This window comes from Halomonas sp. A020, assembly GCF_027943625.1.
Taxonomy (GTDB): Bacteria; Pseudomonadota; Gammaproteobacteria; order Pseudomonadales; family Halomonadaceae; genus Vreelandella; species Vreelandella piezotolerans.
This window is the reverse complement of the sequence record NZ_AP022850.1, coordinates 1,346,578-1,360,568: the sequence shown is the minus strand read 5'-3', so window position 1 is coordinate 1,360,568 and position 13,991 is coordinate 1,346,578. Positions and strand designations below refer to the sequence as shown.

Below are 13,991 nucleotides of genomic sequence, written 5' to 3'. Positions count from 1 at the left end.
AGGTATTCTCGCTGCTTCACCGCGCAGCGGCTAATGAAAGATTCCACGGTCGACCTTCAATTCGGCTCATGTTAGCTCTACCGCGTCTATCAAGGAGGAGAAATGGACTTAGCACCCAGTGCTTTAATGGGCCCGTTGCTCATGCTGTTGGGGTATGTGGGACTAGGCTTTATTGCCGCTCAACGGTTGCAAATAGACCCGCGCCCCATCGCCACCCTATTGGTCTACTTGATTGCACCGCTCACGATATTTCGTGCACTCATGAACGGGGGCCCCACCGCTGAGTATTTGGTGCTGACCTTCGCGATGTTCCTGTTAGTCAGTAGTATGGCGCTGGCCGTACGCTGGGCAACACAGCACCGCTTTGGCCCCCAAGAGGGAGCGCTGCTGGCGTTCTCCTCCGGCACCGGCAACACCGGCTACTTCGGCCTGCCGGTGGCGCTGATCTTGCTGCCCCCCGAGGGTGTGACGCTGTACCTGTTTTGTATGCTAGGCATCAATTTATACGAGTTTACGGTGGGGTTTTACTTAAGTGCCCGCGGCCACTTCTCGGTGCGCCAGAGCCTCGCCAAAATTGCCCGCCTGCCGCTGGTGTATGCCTTTTTAACGGCACTGCTACTAAACGCGCTCAACGCCACCCTTCCGGCGTCGCTGATGAGTTCATTAGCGGTCTTTCCAGCCACTTATACGCTGCTGGGTATGATGATCATCGGTATGACGTTGAGCCAAGTCACGCTCGCCGCGTGGGATACGCGCTTTGTCGCCACCTGCGTGGGGCTGCGCTATGTACTCTGGCCGCTGGCGATGCTGGGGGCGGTGCTGATACTCCAGCAGTTCACGCCGCTCGCCCCGGAGCTGGCGATGGCGCTGCTGCTACTGGGCGTGGTGCCCATGGCCTCGAACGTTGTCGTGGTGGCCATGGAGTTGGGCATTCAGCCACAGAAAGGCGCGCTGGCAGTGCTCACCACCACACTGCTGGCACCGCTGCTGATCCCTCTCTATTTGGGCCTGATGCTGCGGCTCACTGGCCTGGGTTAGAACCCGTCGACGCCAGCCTGCTGTAGCTGGCGGGCCATGCGCGCTACGTCTGGATGGTGGAAGAAAGCGACGAGCGCTTCGCCGCGTACCGGGCCTACGCTGGGAACGGCTTGCCAATCCGCTCGAGAGTAACTCGCTAGGGTGTACCAATCACCCAGTCGTGCGTCGCCCCCAGGCGGCATGCCCAGCGCCGACAGCCAAGCAGCATAGGGCGCTTGTCGCGCTGCATCGAACTGTGCCGCCAGCGAGTCGGCGGTGGTCGCGCCAATACCGTGGGCCTGCTGCAGTTGCTCTGGCGTCAGCGCTAGCCAACCTAGTAATTCCGTGACCACCCCGGCATCCATTAGCGCCTGCCACGTGCCTTCGCCGACCCCTCGCATGCCCAGCTGTTCGCCAAGGTAGGTTAATCGCGCCAGCAGCTGGGCGCTGCATTCTGACGTTAGTGTAAAACAGCTCAATAGATGATAGCGCTCGGGCGGCGGAGCGCTAAGCGCGGCTCTTTCGCGCGTGTGCCACACCACGCTGGCTACCTGGGGAATCGTCAGACCTGCCAGCGTCACCGCCACCTGGTCGCCTGGGCGCACGTCCCACGCTTCCCAGCGTTCCAGCGAGCCCAACGACACGCGGCTGATGCGTCGTCCTTCCAAGGTAACCGGATAGAGCCACAACAGCGGCGTTACGCGCCCGGTGCGCCCCACGCGGAACTCGACCCCGCGGACCTGGGCCAGCACCTGCTGGGCAGGATACTTCCAGGCCACCGCCCACTCAGGGGGTGATGACGACCAGCGCCGCAGGCCGGGGCGCTCTGCTTGCTTCAACACCACGCCGTCGGTAGCAAACGGCAGCGGGCCGTTGAACCACCGCTCACGCCACTCGGCGGCCGCCTCTCGCCCGCTGATCGGATGGGTGTAGTCGGCCGTATCGAACCCCAGCGCCGTCAGTTGCGCCAGCCGTTCGGTCATCTGTGTCTGGCCATCCGGCCAGTCCCACACGAATAAACCAATGCGACTCAGCGTCTCTTGGCTCGGTTCGCGCTGTGCCATGGCGCCGGCCACGGCGCCACGAGCGCCTGAATCCGGCTGGCGCGCCTGTACGTGGTTATCCAACTGCCAATAGAGCTCGCCTTGCAGCACTGCAGAGACAGCGTCAGGAAGCGAGTCGGGCACACCGGGCAACTGCTGAACGCGCGTCGTCCAATCCTGCCCACGCTCGCCGTCTCCTCGACTGACGGCTTCTACTAGCTCCCCATTCCGATAACGCAGCGTCACCGCCACACCATCTACCTTGGGTTGAATCCACAGATCGTCACGGCGGCTGGTAAAGCGTCGAACGCCTTCGTCGTCGACTTTATTGAGCCCGGTTTGAACGGCCGGATGCATGCGGGTGCCATCGCTACGGGTCACTCGGGTAAGCGGCCGGTGGGGTGTCGTATCACCCTGGCAGGCTTGCCAACTTGCCAGGCGTGCTAGCGCCTGATCGTACAGCTCATCAGCAATCAGCGATTCGCCGCCATCATGGTAAGCGCGGTCCCAGACCTCGATGTGTTCGGCTAGCGCCTGGGTTTCCAGCGCCAGCCGCTCAGCAGGCCAGTCGGGGCAGCTATCCGCCTGTGCAGAAAAGGTGACACCCATACACCAAGCGGCCACTAAACCCGCCATTGTGATCGTTCGACAACCCGGCATACGCATCCTCTCGTGGTGAACGGAAGATCTTTCAATCCTTATTAAAGTTAACTTATAGGAAACAGATAGAGATGCAATGCGCATCTAGCCACTCGCACAGTGTTTCGATACATAAAAAAGCGCCCCCTGACATAAACCAGGAGGCGCTTTTGGCTAACCGGTGGCGCTCGTCGCGCTCTCGAAAAGCTTATAGACCGGCGGCCTGACGCAGCGCGTCCGCTTTATCGGTTTTTTCCCATGGAAACGCAGTGAAGGTCTCTTTATGCTCTTCGCCTTTGTCGTCCACCCAAGTGTAGCTGTGTTCGAACGGCGCGCGGCCGAAGTGGCCATACGCAGACGTGAGGCGATACATCGGATGCAGCAGGTCGAGCATGGTGGTGATCGCGTAGGGGCGCAGATCGAAATGCTCGCGCACCAACTCGACGATCTTGGCGTCGTCGATTTTGCCGGTACCGAAGGTGTCGATGGACACAGAGGTCGGCTCTGCCACGCCAATGGCATAGGAGACCTGAATCTCACACTTGTCTGCCAGGCCCGCGGCCACGACGTTTTTCGCCACATAACGGCCAGCGTATGCGGCGCTACGGTCTACTTTCGACGGATCCTTGCCCGAGAACGCGCCGCCACCGTGGCGCGCCATACCACCATAGGTATCGACGATGATCTTACGGCCGGTCAGGCCGCAGTCGCCCACCGGGCCACCAATCACGAACTTGCCGGTCGGGTTGATGTGATATTGGGTATCGGCGTCCAACCACTCCGCAGGAATCACTTGTTCGATGATCTCGCGCTTGACCATCTTACGCAGGTCTTCTTGATCGATCTCCGGATCGTGCTGAGTCGACAGCACTACCGCATCGACGCCACAAGGCTGCCCGTCTGCATTGTAGCGGAACGTCACCTGGCTCTTGGCATCCGGGCGCAACCACGGCAGCAGGCCGTTTTTACGCAGCTCCGCCTGACGCTCGACCAAGCGGTGCGAGTAGTGGATCGGGGCCGGCATGAACGAGTCGGTTTCGTTGGTGGCGTAGCCGAACATCAGGCCCTGGTCGCCCGCGCCTTGATCTTCCGGCTTGGTACGATCGACACCCTGCGCAATATCGACACTCTGCTTGCCAATCAGGTTGATGACGCCGCATGTGGCACCGTCGAAGCCCACCTGAGACGAGGTGTAGCCAATATCGGTAATCACATCACGCACCAGCGTCTCGAGATCCACCCACGCGGACGTGGTGATCTCACCGGCAATAATGGCTACACCGGTTTTCACCATCGTTTCACAGGCAACACGGGCCTGTTTATCCCGGGCGATAATGGCATCTAGCACCGCGTCTGAAATCTGGTCGGCAATCTTATCGGGATGGCCTTCGGAAACGGACTCGGAGGTAAACAGGGAATATTCGCTCATCGCGCACTCGACCCTCTGTATGACGGCTGCTTCGTTATGACCGCAGCATCAGCAGGAAATCATGGCAGGAGGTTCCCTGCCCGTATAAAGAAGCGGCACCGTGACGTTCACCACCACTTCGGGAGGCAGAGTCTACACGCTGTTGGGGGTTCTTCCCACAACGTACCCCTGAGAATTTGCCGCCGCCGGGGAAGTCAGCGACAATAGCGCCTTTATTCTTTCCGTTTTCAGGCGAGGAGCACCCCCATGCCGTCCCGTTTTGAGCTGGCCAATGCCATTCGCGCCCTTTCCATGGATGCCGTTCAGAAGGCCAAATCCGGCCACCCTGGCGCCCCCATGGGTATGGCTGATATTGCCGAGGTGCTGTGGAATGACTACCTCAAGCACAACCCCGAAGACCCCAAGTGGGCCGATCGCGACCGGTTCGTGCTGTCGAATGGCCACGGCTCCATGCTGCTCTACTCGCTGCTGCACTTGAGCGGCTACGAACTCAGCCTGGAACAGCTGCAAAACTTCCGCCAGCTGCACTCGCCCACCGCTGGCCACCCGGAGTTCGGCTACGCTCCTGGCATCGAAACCACCACTGGCCCGCTGGGCCAAGGCTTTGCCAACGCGGTCGGTTTCGCCATTGCCGAGAAAACGCTGGCCGCGCAGTTCAATCGCCCCGGCCACACCATCGTCGACCACCACACCTGGTGTTTCCTGGGTGATGGCTGCTTGATGGAGGGTATCTCCCACGAAGCGGCGTCTCTTGCGGGCACTCAGCAGCTAGGCAAGCTCATTGCGCTATACGACGACAACGGCATCTCCATCGATGGCGAAGTCGACGGCTGGTTCACCGACGATACTGCCAAGCGCTTCGAGTCCTACGGCTGGCACGTGGTGCCCAACGTCGATGGCCACAAGCCTGACGAGATCAAAGCAGCCATCGAACTGGCGAAGAGCCACGACGACAAGCCAACTCTGATCATCTGTAAAACCATCATTGGTTTTGGGGCGCCCAACAAGCAGGGCAAAGAAGAAGCTCACGGCGCACCGCTGGGTGATGACGAAGTAGCCCTGGCGCGCCAACAGCTGGGTTGGGAGCACGCGCCGTTCCATATCCCCGAGCCGATCTACTCTGCCTGGGATGCTCGCGACGCTGGCAAACAGCGTCAGCAAGAGTGGGACGCCCGCTTTGCTCGCTATGCGGACGCCTTCCCGACCGAGGCGCGAGAGTTCGAGCGCCGCATGAAGGCACAGCTGCCCGCCGAGCTCTCCTCGACGGCATTGATCGAGCAGGCGCAAGAAAAAGGGGACAGCATTGCCTCGCGTAAAGCATCGTTCGAAGCACTGAACGTGATTGGCCCGCAAATGCCGGAACTGCTCGGTGGCAGCGCTGACTTGGCGCCCTCCAACCTGACGTTCTGGAAGGGCGCCAAGGCGATCACTCCAGACGATGCCAGCGGCAACTATCTCCACTACGGCGTGCGTGAATTCGGCATGGGCGCAGTGATGAACGGTATCGCTCTACACGGCGGTTTCGTGCCTTATGGCGCAACCTTCTTGATTTTCATGGAGTACATGCGCAATGCCGTGCGCATGGCGGCATTGATGGGCCAGCAGGCTATCTACGTATTTACCCACGACTCCATCGGCCTGGGTGAAGATGGCCCGACCCACCAACCGATCGAGCAGCTCACCAGCCTGCGTACTACGCCGAATTTGAATACCTGGCGCCCCTGTGACGCAGTGGAAACCGCTGCCGCCTGGGATGCCGCAATCAAGCGCCACTCCGGCCCGACGGCGCTGGTGCTCTCACGTCAGAACCTACCGCATCAGGCGCGCACCAAGGCGCAGTTGGCGTCCATTCAGCGCGGTGCTTACGTACTCAAAGAGTGCAACGGCACGCCGGACCTCATCCTGATCGCGACCGGCTCCGAAGTCGCCTTGGCGATGGATGCCGCGGCCGAGCTGGAGCAGCAAGGTAAAGCCGTGCGCGTGGTCTCCATGCCGTCCGCTTACCGCTTCAACGGCCAAGATGCCGACTACCGTGAAAGCGTGTTGCCCAAAGCCGTGACCAAGCGTATCGCCATCGAAGCGGGCCACGCCGACTACTGGTACAAGTACGTGGGCCTCGACGGCCGCGTGATTGGCATGACCACCTACGGTGAGTCGGCACCCGCGGGCGAGCTGTTCAAGCACTTCGGCTTTACCGTTGAGAACATCGTCAAACAAGCCAATGAGCTGCTGGGTTAACTCCTCGCTCAAACGGCGCCTGGTGCGGGCATTACGATGCCCGCGCTAAACGGCCTTTTATGGCTAATTAGCTACTGGTTAATCGGAGAAGTCGTGATCCACTTCTCCGGTTTACCTATTTCTTCTGGAGTGGTGGGCATGCTATTGCTGTGCATCACTCTTGCCGTTATCGGTAGAGTACCTGCTAGCCTTGCCGCCGCCGCCCAACCGCTGATTGCACTTTTGGCCATGCTGATCATGCCAGGCGTGGTAGGTGTGTTCTTCATTCTCGATGAACTGGCCAGCCAGTGGCTGGCCATCGTGGCGGCCCTGCTGCTGGGGACGCTGCTGAGTGTGCTCACGACACTGTGGCTGCTCAAGCGATTGATGGGGCACCGCCATGCCGACTAGCTTGCTGCCCACCTTGACCGCCACGCCGTTATTGGCCGTTGGGCTTACCTTGGCCGCATACCTTGTGGGCAGCGCCCTTTTCACGCGCTTGGGTAAACCTTCCTGGCTCCCGGCGATTTTGATCGCTGCTCTGCTGCTGGCCGCGACGCTGGCCTTGTTGGGCTTGTCGTATGCCACCTATCAGCAAGGCGCAACCTGGCTGACGGTCCTGCTAGGTCCAGCCACCGTGGCCTTGGGCATGCCGCTTTACCAACAGCTACCGCGCATTCGTGCGCTGTGGCAGCCGTTGGCGGCTTGCCTGCCTATCGCTGCCACTCTGGCCGCTTGTTACGCTCTTGGCATTGCTTGGCTTCTCGGCGCGGGTCCGGAGATCTTGGCCTCGATCGCGGCCAAATCGGTGACGGCGCCCATCGCCATCGGCATCACGGAACAACTTGGCGGCAGCGTGGCACTCCTCATGGGCGCGCTTCTGGTGACGGGGGTGCTGACCATTCCTTTCGTGAGTCTATTGGCGAGGCTACTGCACATTCATGACGAACGTATCATCGGCTTTGCGCTGGGGCTCAATGGTCACGCCATCGGCACCGTGCGCGCGTTCGATATCAGTCCGACCGCCGGAGCGTTCGCCTCGCTCGGAATGAGCCTCACCGGGATTTTTACCGCTCTGCTGCTACCGCTTGCTTGGCAACTGGTGGGGCTAGGGGCGGGATAAGCAACCCCCGATGAAATGCGTTATCATCGGGCCACTTTGTTCAAGAGCTGCATCGCATCATGGCGAACGCTTCCGCTAAATATCGCATTGCCATCAATGGTTATGGGCGCATCGGCCAATGCGTGCTGAGAGCCTTGGTGGAGCGCCAGCACCCGGCGCTTGAAGTCGTCGCGATCAACGAGCTGTCCGACCTTGCCACCATCACCTATCTCACCCGTTACGACACGACTCATGGTCGTTTCCCGGGGGAGGTGGACAACGATGGTAGCGCCCTGTTCGTCAACGGCCAGCGCATCCAGGTATTGTGCGAACGCGACCCTCGCGCACTGCCCTGGGAAGCACTAGGGATCGACCTAGTGCTCGAGTGCTCGGGCAGCTTCAAGGACCGCGCTACCGCTGAGCAGCACTTGGCGGCAGGGGCCAAGCGACTGCTGTTCTCCCAGCCCGCGGAAAACGATGTGGATGCCACCATCGTATGGGGCATCAACGAGCATGAGCTCGCGCCCACGCAGCGCATCCTCTCTGCGGCGTCCTGCACCACTAATTGCTTGGTGCCGCTGCTCACCGTACTGGATGAAGCGCTCGGCTTGGAGCATGGTGTTACCACCACGATTCACTCGGCCATGAACGACCAGCCGGTGATCGATGCGTACCATCGCACCGATCTGCGCCTGACGCGCTCCGCCATGCAGTCGATCGTACCGGTGGATACCGGCTTGGCGGTCGGCATCAGTCGCCTGATGCCCAGCCTGACTGGACGTTTCGAGTGCCTGCACGTGCGGGTGCCTACCATCAACGTCTCGGCCATGGATGCCGCGTTGACCGTGCGACGCGATACCAGCGCCGCGCAAGTCAACGCGCTGCTGCAACGCGCTAGTCAGCAGCGCTTGCATGGCGTGCTAGGCTATACCGAAGCGCCCATGGCATCGATCGATTTCAATCATGATCCCCGCTCTGGCATCCTAGACGCCACCCAAACCCGCGTGGCCGGCACGCGTCTGATCAAACTGCTGTGCTGGTTCGATAACGAGTGGGGCTTTGCCAACCGCATGCTGGACATCAGCCAGCGCTTGGCAACGTTTCGCTAACGAATGGGTCCCCCCATTAGCGCACTGACATTCGCTTGAACACGAGGAAACCGCTCACATGAACGTGCAAAAAATGACCGACCTGCCCCTGGAAGGGCAGCGTGTGCTGATTCGTGAAGACCTGAACGTGCCAATCAAAAACGGCCGTGTTTCCAGCGATGCCCGCCTTCGCGCCGCGCTGCCGACCATTCAAGCAGCGGCCAGAGCCGGCGCCAAAGTGCTGCTCATGAGCCATCTCGGCCGCCCCACGGAAGGCGAACCCGCCGATGAGTTTTCGCTCGCCCCTGTGGCCGAGCATCTGAGCGAGCTGCTGGGCAGCCCCGTCAAACTGATCACCGACTACCTCGACACCGCCCCTACGCTCGACAACGGCGATGTCGTACTGCTCGAGAACGTACGCTTCAACAGCGGTGAAAAGAAAGACGACGAATCTCTCGCCAAGCAGTACGCCGCGCTCTGCGACATATTCGTGATGGATGCCTTCGGCACCGCCCACCGTGCGCAAGCCTCCACCCACGGCGTCGCCCGCTTTGCACCCACCGCCTGTGCAGGACCGCTACTGGCCCAAGAGCTGGACGCGCTGGAGAAAGCACTGGCAACCCCAGCACGCCCAATGGCGGCTATCGTGGGCGGCTCCAAGGTCTCCACCAAGCTCGACGTGCTGACCGCCCTCTCTGACAAGTGCGACCAGCTCATCGTCGGCGGCGGGATCGCCAACACCTTTATCGCAGCGGCGGGCTATAATGTGGGCAAATCGCTCTACGAAGCCGACCTGATCGGTCAAGCCAAAGCGCTGATGGAGAAAGTCTCCATTCCGCTGCCCACGGACGTCGTCGTGGCAACGGAGTTCTCGGAATCCGCCGATGCAGTGGTCAAGCCGGTGGACCAAGTGGCCGATAACGAGATGATTCTGGATATCGGCCCAGACACCGCCGCCCACTTGGCCAGCCTGCTGAAAGACGCCGGCACGATCTTGTGGAACGGCCCCGTGGGCGTTTTCGAAATCGATCAATTTGGCAAAGGCACCGAGGTGCTCTCGCATGCCATTGCCGAGAGCAGCGCGTTTTCGATTGCCGGCGGTGGCGACACCCTGGCCGCTATCGACAAGTACGCTATTGCCGAACGTGTTTCCTATATCTCCACCGGCGGCGGCGCGTTCCTAGAGTACGTCGAAGGCAAACAGCTACCGGCGGTAGCCGCATTAGAAGCCGCAGCAAAGCGCGGCTGAAGCGACACGATAACACTACACGCTCACTGCACCCGTTCACACCGACAACCGACAAGGTGACCCCATGGCTTTAATTAGCATGCGCCAGATGCTCGACCACGCCGCCGAATACGGCTACGGCATCCCTGCATTCAACGTCAACAACCTCGAACAGATGCGGGCGATCATGGAAGCCGCCGATGCCACCGACTCTCCGGTGATCGTGCAGGCTTCCGCTGGCGCACGCAAATATGCAGGTGCGCCTTTCCTGCGCCACCTGATTCTGGCGGCGGTGGAAGAGTTTCCGCACATCCCGGTGGTCATGCACCAGGATCACGGCACCAGCCCCGCTGTCTGCCAGCGCTCGATCCAGCTGGGCTTCTCCTCCGTGATGATGGACGGTTCGCTAGGCGAAGATGGCAAGACGCCGATGGATTACGACTACAACGTCGACGTTACCCGTCGCGCGGTCGAGATGGCCCACGCCTGTGGCGTATCGGTCGAGGGCGAGCTGGGCTGCTTGGGTAGCCTGGAAACCGGCATGGCCGGTGAAGAGGACGGCATTGGTGCCGAAGGTAAGCTGGACATGGAACAGCTACTGACCGACCCCGAAGAAGCCGCCGCCTTCGTCAAGGCGACTCAGGTCGACGCGCTGGCGATTGCCATTGGTACCAGCCACGGCGCTTACAAATTCACCAAGCCGCCGACCGGCGACACCCTCTCCATCCAGCGTATCAAAGAGATCCATGCGCGCATTCCGGATACCCACCTGGTCATGCATGGCTCCTCCTCCGTTCCGCAAGAGTGGCTGGAAGTGATCAACCGCTACGGCGGCCAGATCCCAGAAACTTACGGCGTCCCGGTCGAGGAAATCGTCGAAGGCATCAAGCACGGCGTTCGCAAGGTCAACATCGATACCGACCTGCGCTTAGCCTCCACCGGTGCCGTGCGTCGCTTCATGGCGGAGAATCCGTCGGAATTCGATCCGCGCAAATTCTTGAAAGAGACCGTCAGCGCCATGCGCGATCTTTGTATCGCCCGCTACGAAGCGTTTGGCACGGCGGGCAACGCAAGCAAAATCAAACCGATCAGCCTGGAAGCAATGTTCCAGCGCTACGAGCGCGGCGAGTTGGCACCCAAAATCAAATAAACGGTACACCCTTTATATAAAGGCGGCCTGCAGGCCGCCTTTTTTATTGCAATGCAGCAAAAATAGACTATGACTAAAGACAGTCAGCCATCATTTCTCATCAGATAGGTCTCACCATGAAGCACTCTCCACCCTCTTTTTACACTACGACAGCCCTATTCGACCTGTGGAAAGCCAGCATGATGGGGATGGAGCTGTGGAGCTCGTCATTGTCCACCATCGCCAGACGCCAACAGCTTTGGCAAACACAGCCCTTTTTTAGCCCTTCCATGATGCGAGAAAATCAGCGCATGGTGACTGAAAAAATGGAGGCCAGCATGGAAGCTGGCCTTGTGGTGCAAAAAGCGTTGCTCAACGCCATGAGCGGGCGCTATGCGCCCTGGTGGATTACCAGCCAGAAAGCCATGCAACCTTACCATCGACGCAGCAGCGCCAACTCACGACGCCTTTCTCGCTAAGCGCGGTCACTCGTTATCGTCGTTACTCTGCTCATCCTCGCCGTTCTCGATGGCATCCTCGGCGCTTCCGGTACCGCCGGTACCACCCTCGGTGTTGTCACGCTCTTCACTACCGTTGTCAGCAGTGTCTTCCGACTCTTCCGTTGCCGCCGTTTCGGTGGCTTCATCACGCTGAACGGCACCGGCCTTGATACCGTATTTCTCTTCCAGAGCCGCATCATCCAGCGCCTGGTGCTGCTCGCTACTGGCGTCGGTTTCCGGCTCTGCCAATACGCTGCCCGCAGAGGTCATGAGCACAGTGCCCACCACTAATGATAGGAACCAAGGGGTAAGTCGCATATATATCTCCATTTTATGGTTATTGCGGCGTCGCCTACCTACTATAGCCGGTCTCATAGCGATTCACATGGAGTGCCTGAAAACTGAAGCGTTGCCATCATATCCGTAGCGGGCAGCGCTTCCCTTGAGCAGACACACTGTAAAAAATTATAAAACAGTGTTCACAAAGCTCGAAAAATCTCGTTCAATAGTGGCCTAGTCGGCTTAAACTAACGTGAGTAGCGCTTGTCACGCTGCAAGGAACTCTCATGCCGCTTCCACTTCTGCTGTTTGATTGTGATGGCACTCTCGTCGATAGCGAACCCTTGTTGGCCGAAGAGATGGCTCGTGGCCTCAACACGGTGGGCCTGCCATTTGCCTCTTCCGATTATTTAGGGGAGTTTCGAGGTGCCCGCTTCCGACGCATCGTGGCAGAACTGCAAACGCGTCATGGCGAAGTCGATGGCGAACGCTTGGACCGCATGGAGCGAACCATGCGCGCCAACTTGGCTGAGCGTCTTGCCCGCGAACTCACCACCATACCCGGCGCCCGGGAGTCGCTCGACGCCTTGGCACATTACCCCAGTGCCGTCGTCTCCAACGGACCTGAAACCAAGATCCGCACTGCGTTGAACGCCACCGGCCTCAGCGCGTATTTCGGTCACAGGCTGTTTAGCGGCTACACCGCCAACTGTTGGAAGCCAGAGCCCTGTTTACATCTTCACGCAGCCAGTATCATGGGCTTTGCGGCACACGACTGCATTGCCATTGATGATGCGCTCGTTGGCGTACAGGCAGCCCTGCAGGCAGGTATGACCGTCATTCATCTGAATCGCTTTCCCGATGCCGAGGCAACGCCGGAAGGCGCTATTATGATTAGCAACATGTATCAGCTACCTGCGGTCGTTGAACAACTGACTCACGAGCGATGGCAGGCGGCAATGCCCCATCACTCAACAGAGAAATAGTATGGCCTCATTACGTGATCAGCTCGGTGGCCTCGTTTACTCCACTGAGCATGGCAAGACGTGTCCCGACTGCCGGGCCCCGATCGATGACTGTCGCTGTGAAGACACCAGCGAACAAGCGCGCCTGGCCGAACTGGACGGTATCGTGCGCATCCGCCGTGAAACCAGCGGCCGAAAAGGCAAGGGCGTCACGACCATCCGCGGCGTGCCTCTGACTCAGGCAGAACTCAAAGTACTCGCCAAAACCCTCAAGCAGCGCTGCGGTACCGGTGGAGCTGTCAAAGAGGGCGTCATAGAAATCCAGGGTGACCATCGCGAAACTCTGCGCGATGCCTTAACCTCAATGGGTTATCAAGTGAAATTGGCTGGCGGTTGACGCGTCCAACGCATACTCTCAGCTCCTGGCGAAAGGGCAAGGCACGACAATGGTTTGGTTGGAATACCTGCTACCGCTGATCTTTTTGTTTCCCATGGCAGCCATGGGCGGCATCGTATTAGCCCTGCGTAGCCTTCACGATGCCCGCGTTCACTCCCCTTTCGATGCACCGCTGCGCGAACCGGGCCAAGCGCTGCGTCACAGGCTCGATCAAGCCTTTTCCAGCTTGTTTCTTAACGGTACATTGGGGCCCTTGGTCAGCCTTGCACCGCTCGTCTATGGTATGGGACGGATGCTCTTCGTCGATAAACAGGACTGGGTCGAATGGGCGCTATATGGGCTGCTGAGCACGCTCTTGGTGCTGGCATTTTCACTGCTGCTGGTGCGTGACTATCAGCGCATTCGCCGCTTGAAGCTCGGTCTTGCCTGCGAACTTGCCGTGGGCCAAGAGCTGGAGCGTTTAGTACGTCCCGAGGCGCATCCCTATTACGTCTTTCACGACGTTCCCACGGATAGCTTTACCATCGACCATGTCGTGGTCACGCCCCATGGCGTGTTCGTCGTGGAAACTCGCGCAAGGGCACTGGCCATTGGCAGCGATGGCAAAGAGCTGAACTGCGTCGCAGTCGAGCGTGAGCGACTGCGCTTCCCCCATTGGCAGGAGCGGCGACCCCTACATAAAACGCGCCAGGGCGTTAGCTGGCTCAGCCAGTGGCTCGAACGGCGTTGCGGCGTGCCCGTACCGGTAAAAGGCGTTCTGGTGCTGCCGGGCTGGGAGATCGACACCAGCGAGGCCTCACCGGACATTCTGGTCGTTAGCGGAGAACAGCTGGCACGCCAGCTGACGGAGCTCACGCCTGGGCAAATGAGCGATGCCATTCATGACAAGGTTATCCATATTTTGCTAGAGCGGGCACGGCTGATGGAACTCAAACACCTTCGCCAGCCATCCGTGTGA

14 protein-coding genes are annotated in these 13,991 nt (G+C 59.8%); 11 read left to right on the top strand and 3 right to left on the bottom strand.

Features of this window, described 5'->3' with window-relative positions; genetic code table 11:
- The first annotated feature begins 102 nt into the window (after nucleotides 1-102).
- Complete coding sequence (locus FRH_RS06255) at nucleotides 103-1,038, top strand: AEC family transporter (protein ID WP_139528564.1); 936 nt, start codon at nucleotides 103-105, stop codon at nucleotides 1,036-1,038.
- Here the strand turns inward: FRH_RS06255 and ligB are convergent.
- Complete coding sequence (ligB, locus tag FRH_RS06250; protein ID WP_281997977.1) at nucleotides 1,035-2,696, bottom strand: NAD-dependent DNA ligase LigB; 1,662 nt, start codon at nucleotides 2,694-2,696, stop codon at nucleotides 1,035-1,037. The two genes, FRH_RS06255 and ligB, sit on opposite strands and share 4 nt — an antisense overlap.
- A 211-nt stretch (nucleotides 2,697-2,907) precedes the next feature.
- Entirely contained in the window at nucleotides 2,908-4,128 is a 1,221-nt protein-coding gene (metK, locus tag FRH_RS06245; RefSeq protein WP_139528566.1) for a methionine adenosyltransferase, read from the bottom strand.
- 246 nt (nucleotides 4,129-4,374) lie between these two features.
- Here metK and tkt point away from each other — a divergent pair, with 246 nt between their 5' ends.
- The 7 genes from tkt (at nucleotide 4,375) to FRH_RS06210 (ending at nucleotide 11,371) form a co-directional block, all read left to right on the top strand.
- Entirely contained in the window at nucleotides 4,375-6,366 is a 1,992-nt protein-coding gene (gene tkt, locus FRH_RS06240; RefSeq protein ID WP_139528567.1) for a transketolase, read from the top strand.
- A gap of 36 nt (nucleotides 6,367-6,402) precedes the next feature.
- Nucleotides 6,403-6,756: a CidA/LrgA family protein gene (locus FRH_RS06235; protein WP_139528568.1), complete on the top strand. Its 354-nt coding sequence runs from the start codon at nucleotides 6,403-6,405 to the stop codon at nucleotides 6,754-6,756.
- Nucleotides 6,746-7,468 (top strand): LrgB family protein, encoded by a 723-nt coding sequence (locus tag FRH_RS06230; protein WP_139528569.1) that lies wholly within the window; start codon nucleotides 6,746-6,748, stop codon nucleotides 7,466-7,468. The genes FRH_RS06235 and FRH_RS06230 overlap by 11 nt, the downstream gene beginning before the upstream one ends.
- A gap of 59 nt (nucleotides 7,469-7,527) precedes the next feature.
- The gene (locus FRH_RS06225) at nucleotides 7,528-8,556 is read left to right on the top strand and encodes a glyceraldehyde 3-phosphate dehydrogenase NAD-binding domain-containing protein (protein WP_139528570.1); all 1,029 of its coding nucleotides are present in this window, start codon (nucleotides 7,528-7,530) and stop codon (nucleotides 8,554-8,556) included.
- Nucleotides 8,557-8,614: 58 nt separating this feature from the next.
- Complete coding sequence (locus FRH_RS06220; protein WP_139528571.1) at nucleotides 8,615-9,784, top strand: phosphoglycerate kinase; 1,170 nt, start codon at nucleotides 8,615-8,617, stop codon at nucleotides 9,782-9,784.
- A 64-nt stretch (nucleotides 9,785-9,848) separates the two neighbouring features.
- Nucleotides 9,849-10,913 carry a class II fructose-bisphosphate aldolase gene (gene fba / locus FRH_RS06215; RefSeq protein ID WP_139528572.1) on the top strand — a complete coding sequence of 355 codons (1,065 nt, stop codon included), beginning with the start codon at nucleotides 9,849-9,851 and terminating at the stop codon, nucleotides 10,911-10,913.
- A gap of 116 nt (nucleotides 10,914-11,029) precedes the next feature.
- Nucleotides 11,030-11,371 (top strand): hypothetical protein, encoded by a 342-nt coding sequence (locus FRH_RS06210; RefSeq protein ID WP_139528573.1) that lies wholly within the window; start codon nucleotides 11,030-11,032, stop codon nucleotides 11,369-11,371.
- A 6-nt stretch (nucleotides 11,372-11,377) separates the two neighbouring features.
- On the opposite strand, the gene FRH_RS06205 is transcribed toward FRH_RS06210, so the two are convergent.
- The gene (locus FRH_RS06205) at nucleotides 11,378-11,710 is read right to left on the bottom strand and encodes a hypothetical protein (RefSeq protein ID WP_139528574.1); all 333 of its coding nucleotides are present in this window, start codon (nucleotides 11,708-11,710) and stop codon (nucleotides 11,378-11,380) included.
- 248 nt (nucleotides 11,711-11,958) lie between these two features.
- On the opposite strand from FRH_RS06205, the gene FRH_RS06200 reads away from it, so the two are divergent.
- From FRH_RS06200 to FRH_RS06190, 3 genes are read left to right on the top strand one after another with little or no spacing between them, the layout of a single operon-like run.
- On the top strand, nucleotides 11,959-12,657 hold the full coding sequence (locus FRH_RS06200; RefSeq protein WP_139528575.1) for an HAD-IA family hydrolase: 699 nt from the start codon (nucleotides 11,959-11,961) through the stop codon (nucleotides 12,655-12,657).
- 1 nt (nucleotide 12,658) lies between these two features.
- Nucleotides 12,659-13,033, top strand: a complete 375-nt coding sequence (locus FRH_RS06195) for a translation initiation factor Sui1 (protein WP_139528576.1) — start codon at nucleotides 12,659-12,661, stop codon at nucleotides 13,031-13,033.
- Between the two features lie 49 nt (nucleotides 13,034-13,082).
- The gene (locus FRH_RS06190) at nucleotides 13,083-13,991 is read left to right on the top strand and encodes a nuclease-related domain-containing protein (RefSeq protein WP_139528577.1); all 909 of its coding nucleotides are present in this window, start codon (nucleotides 13,083-13,085) and stop codon (nucleotides 13,989-13,991) included.

What these genes read in the sequence shown, in the direction of transcription:
- FRH_RS06255 (WP_139528564.1), top strand. Translation starts at nt 103, where the DNA reads ATGGACTTAGCACCCAGTGCTTTAATGGGCCCGTTGCTCATGCTGTTG.
- ligB (WP_281997977.1), bottom strand. Translation starts at nt 2,696, where the DNA reads ATGGCGGGTTTAGTGGCCGCTTGGTGTATGGGTGTCACCTTTTCTGCA.
- metK (WP_139528566.1), bottom strand. Translation starts at nt 4,128, where the DNA reads ATGAGCGAATATTCCCTGTTTACCTCCGAGTCCGTTTCCGAAGGCCAT.
- tkt (WP_139528567.1), top strand. Translation starts at nt 4,375, where the DNA reads ATGCCGTCCCGTTTTGAGCTGGCCAATGCCATTCGCGCCCTTTCCATG.
- FRH_RS06235 (WP_139528568.1), top strand. Translation starts at nt 6,403, where the DNA reads ATGCCCGCGCTAAACGGCCTTTTATGGCTAATTAGCTACTGGTTAATC.
- FRH_RS06230 (WP_139528569.1), top strand. Translation starts at nt 6,746, where the DNA reads ATGCCGACTAGCTTGCTGCCCACCTTGACCGCCACGCCGTTATTGGCC.
- FRH_RS06225 (WP_139528570.1), top strand. Translation starts at nt 7,528, where the DNA reads ATGGCGAACGCTTCCGCTAAATATCGCATTGCCATCAATGGTTATGGG.
- FRH_RS06220 (WP_139528571.1), top strand. Translation starts at nt 8,615, where the DNA reads ATGAACGTGCAAAAAATGACCGACCTGCCCCTGGAAGGGCAGCGTGTG.
- fba (WP_139528572.1), top strand. Translation starts at nt 9,849, where the DNA reads ATGGCTTTAATTAGCATGCGCCAGATGCTCGACCACGCCGCCGAATAC.
- FRH_RS06210 (WP_139528573.1), top strand. Translation starts at nt 11,030, where the DNA reads ATGAAGCACTCTCCACCCTCTTTTTACACTACGACAGCCCTATTCGAC.
- FRH_RS06205 (WP_139528574.1), bottom strand. Translation starts at nt 11,710, where the DNA reads ATGCGACTTACCCCTTGGTTCCTATCATTAGTGGTGGGCACTGTGCTC.
- FRH_RS06200 (WP_139528575.1), top strand. Translation starts at nt 11,959, where the DNA reads ATGCCGCTTCCACTTCTGCTGTTTGATTGTGATGGCACTCTCGTCGAT.
- FRH_RS06195 (WP_139528576.1), top strand. Translation starts at nt 12,659, where the DNA reads ATGGCCTCATTACGTGATCAGCTCGGTGGCCTCGTTTACTCCACTGAG.
- FRH_RS06190 (WP_139528577.1), top strand. Translation starts at nt 13,083, where the DNA reads ATGGTTTGGTTGGAATACCTGCTACCGCTGATCTTTTTGTTTCCCATG.